This window comes from Pseudomonas sp. SDO55104_S430, assembly GCF_054070595.1.
In genome coordinates this window covers 1-16225 of the sequence record NZ_JBSVXG010000041.1, presented here as the reverse complement: position 1 = coordinate 16225, position 16225 = coordinate 1, and the positions used below count along the sequence as shown (strand labels likewise).

Sequence of the window (16225 nt, the reverse complement as noted above, 5' to 3'; positions counted from 1 at the left end):
GGTGTCGAATTGACCTTCGGACGCATCCTGCACGATGCGGCTTTTCGCGGTCGTGCGTAATGCACGATCACCTGCGCTGTCGTCGCAATATTTTTGAATTGCGAGCAGGGCGCTGCTGTCAGAAAAAGATGCGGTTGGGCGTTTGATAAGTGTCTATCTATTAAAGGCTCGTGGAATCGGGATCCAAACCGGCGTGGCGGGAGATGACTATCCTGTCGGCGCAGGAATGGATCAGAATGAACCATGCAACTTGCCCGATTTTTCCGGGACTAAACCAAGACCATTCATTAAGGAGCGTAGGAAAATGGAATCAGCCACGGAACATCAGGGCCGTATTCTTCTGGTGGATGATGAGTCCGCCATCCTGCGTACTTTCCGTTATTGCCTCGAAGACGAAGGCTATAGCGTGGCAACCGCCAACAGCGCCGCTCAGGCCGACGTGCTGCTGCAACGTCAGGTGTTCGATCTGTGTTTCCTCGATTTGCGCCTGGGCGAGGACAACGGCCTCGACGTGCTGGCTCAGATGCGTGTTCAGGCGCCGTGGATGCGCGTGGTGATCGTCACCGCGCACTCGGCGGTGGACACCGCTGTCGATGCCATTCAGGCCGGTGCCGCCGACTACCTGGTCAAGCCCTGCAGCCCGGATCAACTGCGGCTGGCCACGGCCAAACAACTGGAAGTGCGACAGTTATCGGCGCGCCTGGAAGCGCTGGAAGGCGAAGTGCGCAAACCCAAGGACGGTTTGGACTCCCACAGCCCGGCGATGAAGGTGGTGCTGGAAACCGCCCGCCAGGTCGCCAACACCGACGCCAACATTCTTATCCTCGGCGAGTCCGGCACTGGTAAAGGTGAGTTGTCCCAGGCCATTCACGGCTGGAGCAAACGCGCGAAGAAGTCCTGCATCACCATCAACTGCCCGTCGCTGACCGCCGAACTGATGGAAAGCGAACTGTTCGGCCATAGCCGTGGCGCGTTTACCGGCGCCAGCGAAAGTACCCTCGGACGGGTAAATCAGGCCGATGGCGGGACGCTGTTTCTTGACGAAATCGGCGATTTTCCGCTGGTTTTGCAACCAAAATTGCTGCGATTCATCCAGGACAAGGAATATGAACGGGTCGGTGACCCGGTCACCCGCCGCGCCGACGTGCGCATCCTTGCGGCCACCAACCAGAACCTCGAAGACATGGTCCGCGATGGCCGTTTCCGTGAGGACCTGCTCTATCGCCTGAACGTCATCACCCTGCACCTGCCGCCGCTGCGCGAACGCAGGGAAGACATCCTGAACCTGGCCGATCGCTTCCTCGCGCGTTTCGTCAAAGAGTACGCGCGCCCGGCCCGGGGTTTCAGTGAAGAGGCCCGCGAAGCGCTGTTGGGTTATCGCTGGCCAGGGAACATCCGTGAGCTGCGCAATGTGGTCGAGCGCGCGAGCATCATCTGTGCGCAGGAGAAGGTTGAGATCAGTCACCTGGGGATGGCGGAAACGCCGGTCAACAACGCACCGCGCATCGGCGCTGCCCTGAGCCTGGATGAACTGGAGAAAGCCCATATCGGTGCCGTCCTCGCCACCGCCGGCACGCTGGATCAGGCGGCCAAGACTTTAGGCATCGATGCATCGACGCTGTACCGCAAACGCAAACAGTACAACTTGTGAGCCGCCGCCAATGAAACTGGCGATGAAGTTGCGGACCCGGCTGTTCCTGAGCATTTCCGCGCTGATCACCGTCGCGCTGCTCGGCCTGTTGCTCGGGCTGGTCAGCGTGATGCAGATGGCTGGCACCCAGGAAGCGCTGGTGCGCAATAACTTCGTCACCTTGGATATCGGTCTCAAATTGCGCCAGACGCTGGGCGATCAGTTACTCGTGATGCTCAGCGAAAAACCGGACTCTTCTGCCTTCGAGGCGTCCAAACAGCAATATTTGAAGTTGTTGGAAGAGGGCATCGCCCAAGAGCCGGAGAGCGAGGGCAACGGCTATGGATTCCAGAAAGCCAAGACCGACTACCTGAGTTTCATCAAGGCGTACGAAGCATCGCCCGATCCCACTCAGGTGCTCAGCGGCAACGACGAACTCACGAAAAGATTCAATGCGCTGCGCAACGGCCTGATTGCCGAGCACAAGCGTGCCCTGGACGGCATCAGCGATACCGAGCGTCGTGCCCGGGAGCGGGCCTTGCTGATCGCCGGTCTGCTGGGGCTGGTCGGGTTGGCGGTCTTGATCATCGGATTCGCCACCGCCCATGCCATCGCCCGGCGTTTCGGCGGGCCCATCGAGGCACTGGCGCGGGCCGCGGACGATATCGGACAGGGCAATTTCGACGTCACGCTGCCGGTGTCCTCGGCGTCTGAACTGAACCAACTGACCCGCCGCTTCGGCATCATGGCCGAGGCCTTGCGCGAGCATCAGGCCACCAATGTCGATGAACTGCTGGCCGGTCAGCAGCGCTTGCAGGCGGTGCTGGACAGCATCGACGACGGCCTGCTGATGATCGATCGCCAGGGGCGTCTGGAACACCTCAACCCGGTGGCCCAGCGTCAATTGGGCTGGGAGGCCGATCGAGTCGGGCAGGCGCTGGATGTGGCCTTGCAACGTCCCGAACTCGATGAGCAACTGCAGATGGTGCTGCGTGGCGGCACCCTGGAGCGTCCCCCGGAAGATTTGACCATCGAGGTCGATGGCGAAACCCGTGTCCTGACTTTCAGCCTGACGCCTGTCGTGCACACTCAAGGACAGGTGCTTGGCGCGGTAATGGTGCTGCATGACGTCACCGAGCAACGCGCCTTCGAGCGGGTACGCAGCGAGTTCGTGCTGCGCGCTTCCCACGAGTTGCGCACGCCGGTCACCGGCATGCACATGGCGTTCGGCCTGTTCCGTGAGCGTGCGCGTTTCGACCCGGATTCCCGTGAAGCCGATCTGCTGGATACTGTGAATGAAGAAATGCAGCGCCTGATGCAATTGATCAACGACCTGCTGAACTTCTCGCGCTACCAGAACGGCCTGCAGAAGCTCAGCCTCGCGCCGTGTTCCATCGACGAATTGCTGGAGCAGGCGCAGACGCGCTTTACCGAAGATGCCGAACTCAAGGGCATCGAGCTGCTGGTGGAAGTGCAGGGCCCGCTGCCGCGTCTGCAGGCCGATCAGCCACAACTGGACCGGGTGCTCGATAACCTGATCGACAACGCTCTGCGCCATACCGCCGCCGGCGGTCTGATCCGCCTGCAGGCCCGACGCCATGGCGATCGGGTGATCATCAGCGTCGAAGATAACGGCGAGGGCATTGCATACGGGCAGCAGGGAAGGATCTTCGAGCCTTTCGTGCAGGTCGGCCGGAAGAAAGGCGGAGCCGGGCTCGGCCTGGCGCTGTGCAAGGAAATCGTGCAGTTGCACGGCGGGCGGATGGGGGTTTATTCGCGGCCGGGGCAGGGCACGCAGTTCTACATGGCGCTGACCGTGTAGCGCGTTTCAGGCTTCATCGTCCAGACGTCGGCTGGCAAACCGGCGGCCACGGGTAATCAGTTCGATGAACTGCACGGCGCTCAAGGCGTGGGCGAACAACCAGCCCTGACCGAACTTCACCCCTTCACTGCTCAGCAGTTCTGCCTGGGCTTCATGCTCGATGCCTTCGGCGATCACCTTCAAATGCAGCGACTGCGCCATATGAATGATGTGCGGAGCGACACCACTGCTGGCCGCGTCATGCCCCAGCGCATCGATGAAAGCCTTGTCGATCTTCAGGCAATCCACCGGCAGGGTTTGCAGGTAAGCGAGGCTGCAATAGCCGGTGCCGAAATCGTCGATCAGCACCTGATGGCCGACATCGCGCAGCGCCTGCAGGTTTTCCCGGGCCACCACCACGTCGATCAGCCCGCGCTCGGTAACCTCGAAGGCGATTTGCCGGGCGGCGACCCGATGCAGGGTCAGCAAGCGCGCCATGACCTGGCCGATGCGCGGCACCATAACGTCGCACGCGGCCAGGTTGACCGAGATGTACAGCTGCGGATTGGCCCGTAACAGCTGCCCCAGCTGCTCGAGCAGGCGTTGCAGGACGAAGTCGGTCATCTGCCGGATCTGTCCGGTGTTCTCAGCCATCGGGATGAACAGGTCGGGACTGGTCAGGGTGCCGTCCGGTCGTCGCCAGCGCAGCAAGGCTTCGGCGCCGACGCAGTTGCGGCTGTCGAGATCGAAGATCGGCTGATACAGGACCTGCAATTCGCCGCGGCGGATGGCGCCGGTCAATTCAGCATCCAGGGACTGGCGCTGACGCACCAGCAGGAACACCAGGAACCCCACGCAGAAGGACAGACTCAGGCACACCGGCAGCAGCCACCACCACATCAGCGGAATGTGGGTGCTGCCGCGCGGGCTGATCAGCACCAACTGGTACTCCGGGTTATCGGTGGGCATGCGATAGATCAGACGTTTCTGCGTGACTTGCAGGGCATCCCGGCTTTTCGGCGGCCAATGCTCGGACGGCGGCCATACTTGCGAGGCACCCAATACGGGAATCGCCCGGGTGCCGCGGTCCAGTACCACCAGCAGGCTGCTGCCGGGTGACAAGTCGACCATGTCGGTCAAATGCCCGCGAGAAGTGGCAACCCGAAAATTGCCGCGCCCGAGCATCAGGGCGGCGCGGTTTTCATCGGGTTCCAGGGTGGTGTTGAGCCAGTAGCTGTAGGTGGGGCCTTTGATGTCGGGTGGGCGTATCAGCGACAACCCTTCCTGGCGCGGTCGGTTGGAGCAGATGCGCGAGGAATCCATGTACGCGGCTTCGTAAACGAAGCGGTAGTTGAAGGTGACCTGCTGCAAGGTCGCGATCATCTCGTCATCGCAACCACGCAATGGTTGGGCTTCCAGGTCGTCGAGGCTTTCGCGCAATTGTCCGAACAGTTGCTCAAGGCGGGCGAGAAATCGCTCGCCCTGGGCGTTCATTTCCTGGCTTTCATTCTGCTGGATCTGGTGCAGGGCGATGAAAAAACTGCCCGCCATCAACATGGTTGCGCTCAGGACAGCCGCCATCATCGCCAGAAACCAGGGGCGATAGAACCAACTACGGAATGTCTCTCTGGCAGCAGGCATCGTGGGATATCCGGCGAATTACCAATGAGTTATAGCTGCTGAATCGCGATGGCGCGCGGACCGTCGGGCGGCCGTCGCTATTTATTTTGTCTGATTCAACACCAGCAGCATGGCTGCTGTTTGCGCATCCGGCGTGCCGTCGAAGCGTGAAGGCCGGAAATGCATCTGGAATGCTGCGATTACGTGGCGTGTAGCGACATCAAGTTCGCCGGTCTGCGCAATCTCGTAACCGAAGCGGGCCAACTGCGCCTGATACCAACTGATGCTCGGCGGCTGTGCTTCAAATTGTAACTGCTGGCGCGCCACGGCCTGCTCGTTGGGCCAGATGCCGAAACCTGCCGCCGCCAGACGCTTCCACGGGAACAGCGGTCCGGGATCGAGTTTGCGCAAGGGTGCGATGTCGCTGTGGCCAATGATGCTGCGCGGGCTGATGGTGTAGCGCGTGCTGATGTCCTTGAGCAGCACGATCAAGGACTCCACCTGCGCTTCGCTATAGGGGTACCAGAGGCGTCCGGTCGGAGTGTCCTTGAATCCCGGATTGACGATTTCGATGCCGATGGAGCTGGAATTCAGCCAGGTCCTGCCTTGCCACTGGCTTTCTCCGGCGTGCCAGGCGCGCTGGTTTTCGTCCATCAGCTTGAAGATGGTCGCCTTCTTGTCGTCGCCGATCAGGTAATGGCTGCTGACTTCACCATGGGTCAGCAATTGCAGCGAACGCTCCTGGGAGGCGGAGGTGTAATGCAACACGATGAACTGGATGCGGCTGTCGTGATTGGCGGAAGGGTGACTGGTGTCGTAGCGAGGGCCGCTGGCGCAACCGGCCAGAAGCAACAGTGACATGATGATGAACGCGGAAAATTTCATGGCTGGACAATACACGCAAGGCAGTAATGCAACAGTGTAACGTACTGCCTTGCGTGCGGCGGGCATTCACAAAGTTTTAAACATATGCGGCGCTGCGCCTCAGCCCAGTTCCACGCGATTGCGCCCGGCATTTTTCGCGCGGTACAGCGCCTGATCGGCTCTTTTGATTACAACATCGCCGCATTCTCCCGCTCTGAACGCCGTCAGACCCATGGAGATGGTAACGGTGACCGGCTCGCCCTTGAAATGAAAAGGGCAGGCTTCAATCGACGCGCGCAGCTGTTCCAGCAATTTCATCCCCGACGCCGGCACCGTCGACGGCATCAGCAGAACAAATTCCTCACCGCCAAACCGGGCAATGAAATCGGTCCCGCGCAGACGCTTGCGCAGCACCGTGGCGATGATTTTCAGCACCTTGTCACCGGCCAGGTGCCCGTAGTTATCGTTGATGCGCTTGAAGTGGTCGAGGTCGAGCATGGCCAGCAGCAACGTATTGCCGTGCTGTTGCCACTGGCTGATTTCATGCTCCAGTCGCTCGCTCCAGGCGGCGCGGTTGGGCAGACCGGTGAGCGGATCGATCAAGGCTTTCTGACGCTGTTCTTCCAGATGCTCACGGAAGCCCAGGGCCTCCTGCTCCATGTGCGCCACCCGTTCGGCCAGGCCGTTGAGGCGGGCCGCGACTTCCTGCTCGCGCTCGTCGCGCTGCTGGCGATGACGATCCATGGTGCCGAGCAAGCCTTCAAGATGGTTTTCCAGCACCACCTTGAGATCTTCCAGGTTGGACGCTTCATGCATGCTGCTCTGCATGCCGTCGACTTGCTCGCGAATCTGCGTGTCCATGGCCTGGGCGGCGGAGCTGTTGTCGGCATGGCCGGCGCTGGCGGCTTGCAGATTGCTCTGGAACGACGCGAGGCGTTCGTTCAGATGCTGCAGGTAGGTTTCGAACTCATGCTGGCCGCTGCCTGCGATCGCCAGCATCAAGGTGGCCAGATCGTCGAGGATCGGCAGCAGTTCGTACCAGTTCAGACCGTTTTGCAGGCGGTAGCGCATCGACTCGGCTTGCGGGCGATGGCGCTCGGGGATCGCCAGGTCGTCGAGCAGGCCCAGCAATGTCTCTTCGATGTGCTTGGCCACCGAGCTGTAGGACGGCTCGGGGGAATCGGGCAGGGCATAGAGGACGTCGGGTGCCGGCGGTTGTTCGGGCTCGTCGGCTGGCTGCTCGGCTGGCTGCTCGGCGGGCAGCGGCTCGGCAGGCTCGATGTGAGTCAGCTCGTCGGGGTTGGTGGTCGGTTCGATCAGATCCGCGGGAGCCTCGACGACTGTTTCAGCAACCTTGGATTCATCGGTCGCAGGTTCTGCTTCCGTCAGCGCGGCGGGATCTGGTTGTGCCTCTGTCGACTCAATGGCTGGGGCAATTGAATCAATGGCTGGAGCAGCCGGCACAGGCGTGCTTTGTGGCTCGGCAGCCACAGCTGTCGGCTCCTGAGTTTCGAAGTGCAGCTCAACTTCAACCGGCGCGCGTGACGTTTCCACCGGATGGGCTGGAGGCTGCTCGGCGCTCGGAGTGGTTAGCGGCGCTGCTTCGTCGGCTTCACGGTGACCGAACAGCCGTTGCAACAGGCTGGGGCGGTCGGGCTCCGGCGTTGCTTCCAGCTGACTCAGGGCCTTGCCCTGCAAGCCGCTGAGCTCACTGAGCAACAATGGCATCTCGCGAGCCTGGCTGACCCGGTTATCCAGCTGCTTGGCAAAATTCTTCAGCGGGCGGCTGACATCCCGAGGCAGGGGTAGGGTTTGCAACTGGGTGACCAGCGCGGTCAGGGCGGCGCTGGTCTGGTTGATCCGGGTTTCCCGGCGCTGCTCGGAGTCGAGCACGGCTTTTTCCAGGCGCGGGATCAGGGCGGCAAGGCCGGCGTCCATGTCGTCGGTGCGCACGACTTCGCGCATTTCCTTCATGCATTGATCGACGGCGCGGTCAGTGCCTTCGGCCGCCAGGGTGCTGCGCACCAGACCACGGCGCAGCAAGTCGAGACGGGCGTCCCAGCGACGTTCGAGCTTTTCCTGTTGTTCGATGCTTTTGAGGTATTTCTCTTTCCAGCGCTGGGCGTCGTCGCTCATTCAGGGGTTCCGCGAAGGGTAGGACTCAACGCGGGCAATGCATCGGCCGTGAGCGAACCCGGCAGACGAATCTCTACCGCGACCGGCAGGTGATCGGAAATGGGTTGGGCCAGCACCTCGACCTTTTCCAGCGTCAGGCTCGGGCTCAACAGGATGTGATCCAGGCAGCGCTGGGGGCGCCAGCTGGGGAATGTCGCTTCCAGTTGCGGGGCCAACAGGCCGAGGTCACGCAACGGAGAGTTTTGCAGCAGGTCACTGGCATGGGTGTTCATGTCACCCATCAGCACCTGATGCTTGTAGCCGCCAATCAATTCGCGGATGTAGGCCAGCTGCAGGCTGCGGGTCCGTGCGCCGAGCGCCAGGTGCATCATCACCACCACCAGGGCATCTTCGCCTTCGCCGAAGCGCACCAGAATTGCCCCGCGACCCTTCGGCCCCGGCAACGGATGATCCTCGATCGCCCACGGCCGCAGGCGGCTCAGCACGCCATTGCTGTGCTGGGCGAAGCGTCCGAGATTGCGATTGAGTTGCTGATACCAGTAGGGGAAGGCGCCGAGCTGGGCCAGGTGTTCGACTTGATTGACGTAGCCCGTGCGCAGGCTGCCGCCGTCGGCTTCCTGCAGAGCGACCAGATCGAAGTCGCCGAGCAGGCTGCCGATTTTCTGCAGGTTGTCGGCACGCCCGGTGTGCGGCAACAGATGTTGCCAACCCCGGGTCAGGTAATGCCGATAACGTTCGGTACTGATGCCGACCTGGATATTGAAACTGAGCAAACGCAGACGGCTGTCTTCAGGCAGGCCCGTCGATTGCAGATGATGCTCGTTGACCCGCGGATCATGCCGGCCAACGCTGCGTTCACTTCCCCAGCGGCGCATGGTGGGTAAAGCCTTTTAGTTGGAGGCCGCCTTGTTGGCTGCTCGCTCTTTGTCGATCAGTTTGTCGGCCAGTTGCAGGGCTTCTTGAGCGCCGCCGGCAGAGCCTACGTCAAAGCGGTATTTGCCGTTGACGATCAGGGTCGGGACGCCAGTAATTTCATATTTCTTGGCCAGGTCAGTGGCCTTGACGATCTGGCCCTTGATGGCGAAGGAGTCGAAGGTAGCCAGGAACTTGTCCTTGTCGACGCCCTGGGTTGCCAGGAAGTCAGCCATGTCATTCTTGTCGGTCAGCTTCATGTGTTGCTTCTGGATGGCTTCGAACACCGCGGCGTGGACCTTGTGCTCCACACCCATGGCTTCCAGGGTCAGGAACATCTGGCCGTGTGCGTTCCACGGGCCGCCGAACATGGCAGGGATGCGGACGAAGTTGACGTCAGAAGGCAGCTTCTCGACCCATGGGTTGATCACCGGTTCGAAGGCGTAGCAGTGCGGGCAGCCATACCAGAACAGCTCCACCACTTCGATCTTGCCTGGAACGGCAACCGGAACCGGATTGCTCAGTTCAACGTAAGGGGCAGTGGGGGTTTCGGCGGCCTGGGCGGTCATGCCGAACAGGCTGGCAGCGACCAGTGCGGCGCTGATGATCAGATTACGCATGCTTTACTCCTGAGCAAATTTTATCGACTCGCGCGACCTGATTTCAGACAGGTCTGAGCGGGGCCGAGTTCTTTAGTGTAACGGCAGCGGCCACAAAAAAGGGCGGCCAAAGCCACCCTTTTTATACTTGCCACCACGGATTAATCGAGCGTTAACGTTGCAGGAGTTGCCTGCTTCGCGCCGCGCCCGATTCACCAGTCTTAGTGCAGGCCCTGAATGTAACTGGAGACTGCGGCGATGTCTTCATCGCTCATCTTCTTGGCAATACTTTGCATTGGTTTAGTGTCGCCGTCGTTGTTCCGGCCACCTTCTTCCTTGCGGAAATCGGTCAGTTGCTTGGCAACGTATTGAGCGTGTTGGCCACCCAGGTGCGGGAAGCCGGCAGCGGCGTTGCCCGCGCCGTTTGGCGAGTGGCAACCGGTGCAGGCCGGCATGCCCTTGGCCAGGTCACCTCCACGGAAGAGTGCTTCGCCGCGAGCGACGATCTTCGGATCGGCGGCGCCGACGCTGCCCTTCTGGCTGGCGAAGTAGGCGGCGAGGTCCGCCAGGTCCTGATCGCTCAGGTTGGTCAGCAGGCCGGTCATTTCCAGAACGGTGCGCTTGCCCGACTTGATGTCGTGCAGCTGCTTGGTCAGGTAACGTTCACCCTGGCCGGCCAGTTTCGGAAAGTTTGGCGCCATGCTGTTGCCATCCGGGCCATGGCAGGCGCCACATACGGCGGCTTTGGCCTGGCCTGCGGCGGCGTCACCAGGTTTGACTGGCTCACCTGCGGCATAGGCAGCGCCGGAGATCCCCACGGTCAACAGCAGACTCACGATCAGTTTGTTCATCAGCTAATCCAACTACGGCTAAGGGTTAAGAGTTATGGACCGGGTTTACTCGCTCATCCACTGGATGATGGCTCGGTAATCCTCGGCACTGCAGTCCATGCACAAACCACGCGGCGGCATCGCCTTGAAACCCTGGGTCACGTGTTGCACCAGCGTCTCCATACCTTTCGCCAACCTCGGCGTCCAAGCTTCCTGATCGCCCTTGCGGGGCGCCATGGGGAGTTGGCCGGAATGACAGGCACCACAAACACGGTTGTACACGGCTTCCGGATCCTGTGTAGCCTGAGCGCTGTAAAGCGGCATCAGAAGTCCGGCAGCCAGCAGCCATTTCGTCATAAAACGACCTTTTCAGGGTTGAGAGCGTTCTGCGTTCTAGTGCGCAATCAAGGTCTGTCGCTCTCGTGAACTTCGTCCTACGCTGGGACAAAGCGCACACAAAATCTGCGGCATTATATACTGGCGTCACTGAAACGGAAGCGACACCGCTTGCCGCGCCCATTCCAGGCGCCGCCCACATCGGAAATCCCATGCAACTCAAGAATCCCATCCTCGGTCTGTGCCAACAGTCCACCTTCATGCTCAGCGCCGCCAAAGTCGACCAATGTCCGGATGACGAAGGTTTCGAAGTCGCCTTCGCCGGGCGTTCCAACGCCGGCAAGTCCAGTGCTTTGAACACCCTGACCCATGCCAGCCTGGCGCGTACCTCGAAAACGCCGGGGCGCACGCAACTGTTGAATTTCTTCAAGCTAGACGATGAACGCCGTCTGGTCGACCTTCCGGGCTACGGTTACGCAAAAGTCCCTATTCCGCTCAAGCAGCACTGGCAGCGTCACCTTGAGGCGTACCTGGGCAGCCGCGAGAGTCTGAAGGGTCTGATTCTGATGATGGACATCCGTCACCCGATGACCGACTTCGACCGCCTGATGCTCGACTGGGCCATCGCCAGCGGTATGCCGATGCACATTCTGCTGACCAAGGCCGACAAGCTGACCTATGGCGCGGCCAAGAACACGCTGCTCAAGGTTCAGTCGGAGATTCGCAAGGGTTGGGGCGAAGCCGTGACCATCCAGTTGTTCTCGGCGCCCAAGCGCATGGGGCTGGAAGAGGCCTACACTGTGTTGGCGGACTGGATGGAATTGGCGGACAAGGGCGCTGAGGCAGAGGCGCAGTAAGGTTCGGGAACTGTCTGCGGTGCGCCGCGGGCAGTTTTCTGCAGGCAAAAAAAACCCCGGACTTCTATGGGGAGGGGGAAGTTCCGGGGTTCAAGTTCTAGACCGCTAGGGCGGGGTCCAGATATCTGCCAACACTTAACACAACATAGGAGCATCGAAGGGCTTCACCAGCCATTCAGTATCTCTGAGTGGTGTTTCTTCAGATTAGTTCAGATTTTTTTTCAGCGCCTTTGGAAAAGTTCCGCAAACTTTCCGGACTGAGCGCTATTCGATTTTCATCCGCGGCACTATGCCGCAGCGGAACCCCCTGATTCCGGGCCTCGCAAGGGCATATACCTTCCGTTGAGCTCGACGGGCGCCCCCTTGCGGGTACGCCCGTACCTCAAAACTAGCCGACAGACGGCTTAGTGAGCCTCATCCCAATTGTTGCCAACGCCGACTTCGACCAGTAATGGAACGTCCAGTTTGGCCGCGCCACTCATGTAACCGCGAATTTCCTCGCGAATCTGGTCGACCAAATCTTCACGCACCTCCAGCACCAATTCGTCGTGCACCTGCAGGATGACTTTGGCGTCGAGCCCGGAGGACGTCAGCCAGTTATCCACAGCCACCATGGCTTTCTTGATGATGTCGGCAGCCGTACCCTGCATCGGCGCGTTGATAGCCGTACGCTCGGCGGCGGCGCGCTCCTGCGGCTTGTTGGAGTTGATCTCCGGCAGGTACAGGCGACGGCCGAAGAAGGTTTCCACATAACCCTGTTCCGCCGCCTGGGCGCGGGTGCGGTCCATGTACTGGCGCACACCTGGATAGCGGGCGAAATAGGTGTCGATGTAGGCCTTGGCGGTCTTGGTGTCGACGCCGATGTCCTTGCCGAGTTTCTGCGCGCCCATGCCGTAGATCAGGCCGAAGTTGATCGCCTTGGCGCTGCGACGCTGATCGGAGGTCACGTCGGCCAGTTCGACCTTGAACACTTCGGCGGCGGTGGCGGTGTGCACGTCCAGATCGTTGCGGAAGGCATTCATCAGGCCTTCGTCCCGGGACAGGTGCGCCATGATCCGCAGTTCGATCTGCGAGTAGTCCGCTGCCAGCAGCTTGTAGCCGGTCGGTGCCACGAAGGCCTGGCGGATACGCCGTCCTTCAGCAGTGCGCACCGGAATGTTCTGCAGGTTCGGATCGCTGGAGGACAGACGCCCGGTGGACGCCACCGCCTGGTGATAGGAGGTGTGGATACGCCCGGTGCGTGGGTTGATCTGCTCCGGCAGGCGATCGGTGTAGGTGCTTTTCAGCTTGCTCATGGAACGGTATTCCATCAGCACCTTGGGCAGTCGGTAGTCTTCCTCTGCGAGCTTGGCCAGCACTTCTTCGGCGGTGGACGGCTGGCCCTTGGCGGTTTTCTTCAGCACCGGCAGGCCGAGTTTCTCGTAGAGAATCACGCCCAGTTGCTTGGGCGAGCCGAGGTTGAACTCTTCACCGGCAATTTCGAAGGCTTCACGCTCCAGCGCGACCATCTTGTCGCCCAGTTCGATGCTCTGCACGCCGAGCAGCGCGGCATCGACGAACGCACCCTGGCGCTCGATGCGCGCCAGCACTGGCACCAGCGGGATTTCGATGTCGGTCAGTACGCTGGCCAGGCTCGGAATGGCGCTGAGCTTGTCGAACAGCGCTTCGTGCAGGCGCAGGGTGATGTCGGCGTCTTCGGCGGCGTAGGGGCCGGCCTGCTCGAGGGCAATCTGATCGAACGTCAGCTGCTTCACGCCTTTGCCGGCGATGTCCTGGAAACTCACCGTGGTGTGATCCAGGTACTTCAGCGCCAGGCTGTCCATGTCGTGACGGGTGGCGGTGGAGTTGAGTACGTAGGATTCGAGCATGGTGTCGAAGGCGATGCCGCGCACGGTGATGCCGTTGGCCTGATCGCCGCCGATGGCGCAGTTGGCCAGGATGTTCATGTCGAACTTGGCGTGCTGGCCGACCTTGAGCTTGTTCGGGTCTTCCAGAATCGGCTTGAGCGCGCGCAGGACGGTGTCGCGGTCCAGCTGCTGGGGCACGCCGATATAGGAATGGGTCAGCGGAACGTAGGCCGCTTCGTTGGTCTGCACGGCGAACGACACGCCCACCAGTTGCGCCTGTTGCGCGTCGATGCCGGTGGTTTCGGTGTCGAAGGCGAACAGCTTGGCGTTGTTCAGCTTTTCCAGCCAGACGTCGAAACGCGCCTGATCGAGGATGGTCTCGTAGCGGGTTTCAGCCGTTGGTACTGGCTCTGGCGCTTCCGCCACGGCTTCGGCGGCGCTGAACAGATCCATTGCCGGTGCAGGCTCGGCGGCCGCACCCAGTTCCACGCGCTTGGCATCGCGTTGCAGGTCGTTCAGCCAGCTCTTGAATTCGAGCAGGTTGTAGAGTTCGGTCAGCTTGGCCTGGTCTTCCGGGCCCATCTGCAGGTCATCGAGTTCGATGTCCAGCGGCACGTCGACCTTGATGGTCGCCAGCGCGTAGGACAGGAAGGCCATTTCCTTGTGCTCTTCAAGCTTGGCCGGCAGGGTTTTCGCCCCGCGAATCGGCAGGGTCGGGACGATGTCCAGCTGCGCGTACAGCTCGGTCAGGCCACCGTTGACGCCCACCAGCAGGCCGGACGCGGTCTTCGGGCCGATGCCGGGAACGCCCGGGATGTTGTCGGAAGAGTCGCCCATGAGCGCCAGGTAATCGATGATCTGCTCGGGAGCGACACCGTATTTCTCCTTCACGCCCTCCACGTCCATGCTGCTACCGGTCATGGTGTTGACCAAGGTAATGTGGCCATCGACCAGCTGCGCCATGTCCTTGTCGCCGGTGGAGATGATCACCGGGCGGTCAGCCGCGGCGCTGCTGCGCGCCAGGGTGCCGATCACGTCGTCGGCTTCGACGCCTTCGACGCACAGCAGCGGGAAGCCCAGGGCCTTGACGCTGTCGTGCAGCGGCTGGATCTGCACGCGCATGTCGTCGGGCATGCTCGGGCGATTGGCCTTGTACTCGGCGTACATTTCATCGCGGAAGGTTCCGCCCTTGGCGTCGAACACCACGGCAAAGGGGCTGTCCGGATACTGCTTGCGCAGACTCTTGAGCATGTTCAGCACACCTTTGACCGCTCCTGTCGGCAGACCTTTGGAGGTGGTCAGCGGTGGCAGTGCGAAGAAGGCGCGATACAGGTAAGAAGAACCGTCCACCAGGACGAGGGGGGCTTGGCTCATGAGCACGATCAACCTTTTCGGCGGGTCCGGCGCTAGAATAGCGGGACCGTTGACGACAAAGGGACAAGGTTATCATGCGCACACTAAATCGCCTGTTGCTGGCTGGGATGTTTGCAATCACACCATTGGCGGTGATGGCGGCGGACGATGCGCCGTCACCGGAACCGGATGTAACCATTCGCACGGAAGGCGACAACACGATCAAGGAATACCGCCAGAATGGCTTCCTGTACGCCATTCAGGTCACGCCGAAGGGCGGCAAGCCGTACTTTCTGGTGCGCGCCGATGGATCGGACGGTAATTTCATCCGCTCGGATCAGCCGGATATGCTGATTCCGTCGTGGAAGATCTTTGAGTGGAAATAGTTTCCTAATTTCAATTGGCGCCGGCTCACGAGCGGCGCCCGTACTGGCAGCTTAAACATGTCTGTGTTCACCCCCCTGGCTCGGCCCGAGCTGGAAACCTTTCTCGCCCCTTATGGCCTTGGCCGCCTGCTTGATTTCCAGGGGATCGCCGCCGGTAGTGAAAACACCAATTTCTTTATCAGCCTTGAACAGGGCGAGTTCGTCCTGACCCTGGTCGAGCGCGGCCCGGTCCAGGAGATGCCGTTCTTCATCGAGTTGCTCGATGTGCTGCACGAGGCCGACCTGCCGGTGCCTTACGCACTGCGCACCACCGATGGCGTGGCGCTGCGGGAACTGGCGGGCAAGCCTGCTTTGCTGCAACCGCGCCTGGCCGGCAAGCACATCAAGCAAGCCAATGCCCAGCACTGCACCCAGGTCGGCGAATTGCTGGCGCATCTGCACTTGGCGACCCAGGCCAACATGATCAAGCGCAAGACCGATCGCGGCCTGGACTGGATGTTGGAGGAGGGCACGCAGTTTCTCTCGCACCTCGAAGCCGAACAGAAAGAGCTGCTGCAAAAGGCGCTGGAAGAAATAACTATCCAGAAAGAGAAAATCCTTGCTCTGCCAAGGGCCAACATCCACGCGGACCTGTTCCGCGACAACGCGATGTTCGAAGGCACGCACCTGACCGGCCTGATCGACTTCTACAACGCCTGCTCGGGGCCGATGCTCTACGACGTGGCGATTGCCCTGAATGACTGGTGTTCGGACGACGACGGCCTGATCGACGGGCAACGGGCGCGGGCGCTGCTGGGTGCTTACGCGGCGCTGCGGCCGTTCACCGCCGCCGAAGCCGAGCTGTGGCCGACCATGCTGCGGGTGGCTTGTGTGCGGTTCTGGTTGTCGCGTCTGATCGCGGCGGAGTCGTTTGCCGGGCAGGACGTGTTGATTCACGATCCGATGGAGTTTCAGTTGCGGTTGGCGCAGCGGCAGATCGTTAATACGCCGTTGCCGTTTGCCCTTTAAAAGCTTCGCGGGCAAGCCTCGCTCCTACAGATTCAGTTGATCTGTA

General features: G+C 61.0%; 13 protein-coding genes. 5 read left to right on the top strand and 8 right to left on the bottom strand.

The features are described 5' to 3' along the window. Positions 1 to 304: 304 nt before the first annotated feature. Entirely contained in the window at positions 305 to 1651 is a 1347-nt protein-coding gene (gene algB, locus ACW9JE_RS10260) for a sigma-54-dependent response regulator transcription factor AlgB (RefSeq protein ID WP_457432670.1), read from the top strand. Between the two features lie 10 nt (positions 1652 to 1661). Next, entirely contained in the window at positions 1662 to 3452 is a 1791-nt protein-coding gene (locus ACW9JE_RS10255; protein ID WP_224538930.1) for a KinB sensor domain-containing domain, read from the top strand. A gap of 6 nt (positions 3453 to 3458) precedes the next feature. Here the strand turns inward: ACW9JE_RS10255 and ACW9JE_RS10250 are convergent, their stop codons facing one another. The 7 genes from ACW9JE_RS10250 to ACW9JE_RS10220 all read right to left on the bottom strand — a co-directional run bounded on the left by ACW9JE_RS10250 (position 3459) and on the right by ACW9JE_RS10220 (position 10749). Further along, positions 3459 to 5072, bottom strand: a complete 1614-nt coding sequence (locus ACW9JE_RS10250) for an EAL domain-containing protein (protein WP_457432669.1) — start codon at positions 5070 to 5072, stop codon at positions 3459 to 3461. An 81-nt stretch (positions 5073 to 5153) separates the two neighbouring features. Beyond that, positions 5154 to 5936, bottom strand: a complete 783-nt coding sequence (locus ACW9JE_RS10245) for an N-acetylmuramoyl-L-alanine amidase (RefSeq protein ID WP_457432668.1) — start codon at positions 5934 to 5936, stop codon at positions 5154 to 5156. A 99-nt stretch (positions 5937 to 6035) separates the two neighbouring features. Continuing rightward, a complete protein-coding gene (locus tag ACW9JE_RS10240) occupies positions 6036 to 8051 on the bottom strand; it encodes a diguanylate cyclase (RefSeq protein WP_457432667.1) in 2016 nt (671 codons plus the stop codon). Further along, a complete protein-coding gene (locus tag ACW9JE_RS10235) occupies positions 8048 to 8926 on the bottom strand; it encodes an endonuclease/exonuclease/phosphatase family protein (RefSeq protein WP_457432666.1) in 879 nt (292 codons plus the stop codon). The genes ACW9JE_RS10240 and ACW9JE_RS10235 overlap by 4 nt, the downstream gene beginning before the upstream one ends. Positions 8927 to 8941: 15 nt before the next feature. Further along, positions 8942 to 9583 (bottom strand): thiol:disulfide interchange protein DsbA, encoded by a 642-nt coding sequence (gene dsbA / locus ACW9JE_RS10230; RefSeq protein WP_457432665.1) that lies wholly within the window; start codon positions 9581 to 9583, stop codon positions 8942 to 8944. Between the two features lie 200 nt (positions 9584 to 9783). Next, on the bottom strand, positions 9784 to 10413 hold the full coding sequence (locus ACW9JE_RS10225; protein WP_224538919.1) for a c-type cytochrome: 630 nt from the start codon (positions 10411 to 10413) through the stop codon (positions 9784 to 9786). Positions 10414 to 10458: 45 nt separating this feature from the next. After that, on the bottom strand, positions 10459 to 10749 hold the full coding sequence (locus ACW9JE_RS10220; protein WP_224538917.1) for a c-type cytochrome: 291 nt from the start codon (positions 10747 to 10749) through the stop codon (positions 10459 to 10461). Between the two features lie 191 nt (positions 10750 to 10940). Between ACW9JE_RS10220 and yihA the strand changes: the two genes are divergently transcribed. Beyond that, the gene (gene yihA / locus ACW9JE_RS10215) at positions 10941 to 11585 is read left to right on the top strand and encodes a ribosome biogenesis GTP-binding protein YihA/YsxC (protein WP_457432664.1); all 645 of its coding nucleotides are present in this window, start codon (positions 10941 to 10943) and stop codon (positions 11583 to 11585) included. Positions 11586 to 11989: 404 nt separating this feature from the next. Here the strand turns inward: yihA and polA are convergent, their stop codons facing one another. Next, positions 11990 to 14806: a DNA polymerase I gene (gene polA, locus ACW9JE_RS10210; protein WP_457432663.1), complete on the bottom strand. Its 2817-nt coding sequence runs from the start codon at positions 14804 to 14806 to the stop codon at positions 11990 to 11992. Between the two features lie 74 nt (positions 14807 to 14880). Here polA and ACW9JE_RS10205 point away from each other — a divergent pair, with 74 nt between their 5' ends. Further along, positions 14881 to 15171, top strand: coding sequence for a DUF2782 domain-containing protein (locus ACW9JE_RS10205; protein ID WP_457432662.1), 291 nt, complete (start codon positions 14881 to 14883; stop codon positions 15169 to 15171). 57 nt (positions 15172 to 15228) lie between these two features. After that, on the top strand, positions 15229 to 16179 hold the full coding sequence (locus ACW9JE_RS10200; protein WP_457432661.1) for a homoserine kinase: 951 nt from the start codon (positions 15229 to 15231) through the stop codon (positions 16177 to 16179). Positions 16180 to 16225: the final 46 nt, after the last annotated feature.

What these genes read in the sequence shown, in the direction of transcription:
- algB (WP_457432670.1), top strand. Translation starts at nt 305, where the DNA reads ATGGAATCAGCCACGGAACATCAGGGCCGTATTCTTCTGGTGGATGAT.
- ACW9JE_RS10255 (WP_224538930.1), top strand. Translation starts at nt 1,662, where the DNA reads ATGAAACTGGCGATGAAGTTGCGGACCCGGCTGTTCCTGAGCATTTCC.
- ACW9JE_RS10250 (WP_457432669.1), bottom strand. Translation starts at nt 5,072, where the DNA reads ATGCCTGCTGCCAGAGAGACATTCCGTAGTTGGTTCTATCGCCCCTGG.
- ACW9JE_RS10245 (WP_457432668.1), bottom strand. Translation starts at nt 5,936, where the DNA reads ATGAAATTTTCCGCGTTCATCATCATGTCACTGTTGCTTCTGGCCGGT.
- ACW9JE_RS10240 (WP_457432667.1), bottom strand. Translation starts at nt 8,051, where the DNA reads ATGAGCGACGACGCCCAGCGCTGGAAAGAGAAATACCTCAAAAGCATC.
- ACW9JE_RS10235 (WP_457432666.1), bottom strand. Translation starts at nt 8,926, where the DNA reads ATGCGCCGCTGGGGAAGTGAACGCAGCGTTGGCCGGCATGATCCGCGG.
- dsbA (WP_457432665.1), bottom strand. Translation starts at nt 9,583, where the DNA reads ATGCGTAATCTGATCATCAGCGCCGCACTGGTCGCTGCCAGCCTGTTC.
- ACW9JE_RS10225 (WP_224538919.1), bottom strand. Translation starts at nt 10,413, where the DNA reads ATGAACAAACTGATCGTGAGTCTGCTGTTGACCGTGGGGATCTCCGGC.
- ACW9JE_RS10220 (WP_224538917.1), bottom strand. Translation starts at nt 10,749, where the DNA reads ATGACGAAATGGCTGCTGGCTGCCGGACTTCTGATGCCGCTTTACAGC.
- yihA (WP_457432664.1), top strand. Translation starts at nt 10,941, where the DNA reads ATGCAACTCAAGAATCCCATCCTCGGTCTGTGCCAACAGTCCACCTTC.
- polA (WP_457432663.1), bottom strand. Translation starts at nt 14,806, where the DNA reads ATGAGCCAAGCCCCCCTCGTCCTGGTGGACGGTTCTTCTTACCTGTAT.
- ACW9JE_RS10205 (WP_457432662.1), top strand. Translation starts at nt 14,881, where the DNA reads ATGCGCACACTAAATCGCCTGTTGCTGGCTGGGATGTTTGCAATCACA.
- ACW9JE_RS10200 (WP_457432661.1), top strand. Translation starts at nt 15,229, where the DNA reads ATGTCTGTGTTCACCCCCCTGGCTCGGCCCGAGCTGGAAACCTTTCTC.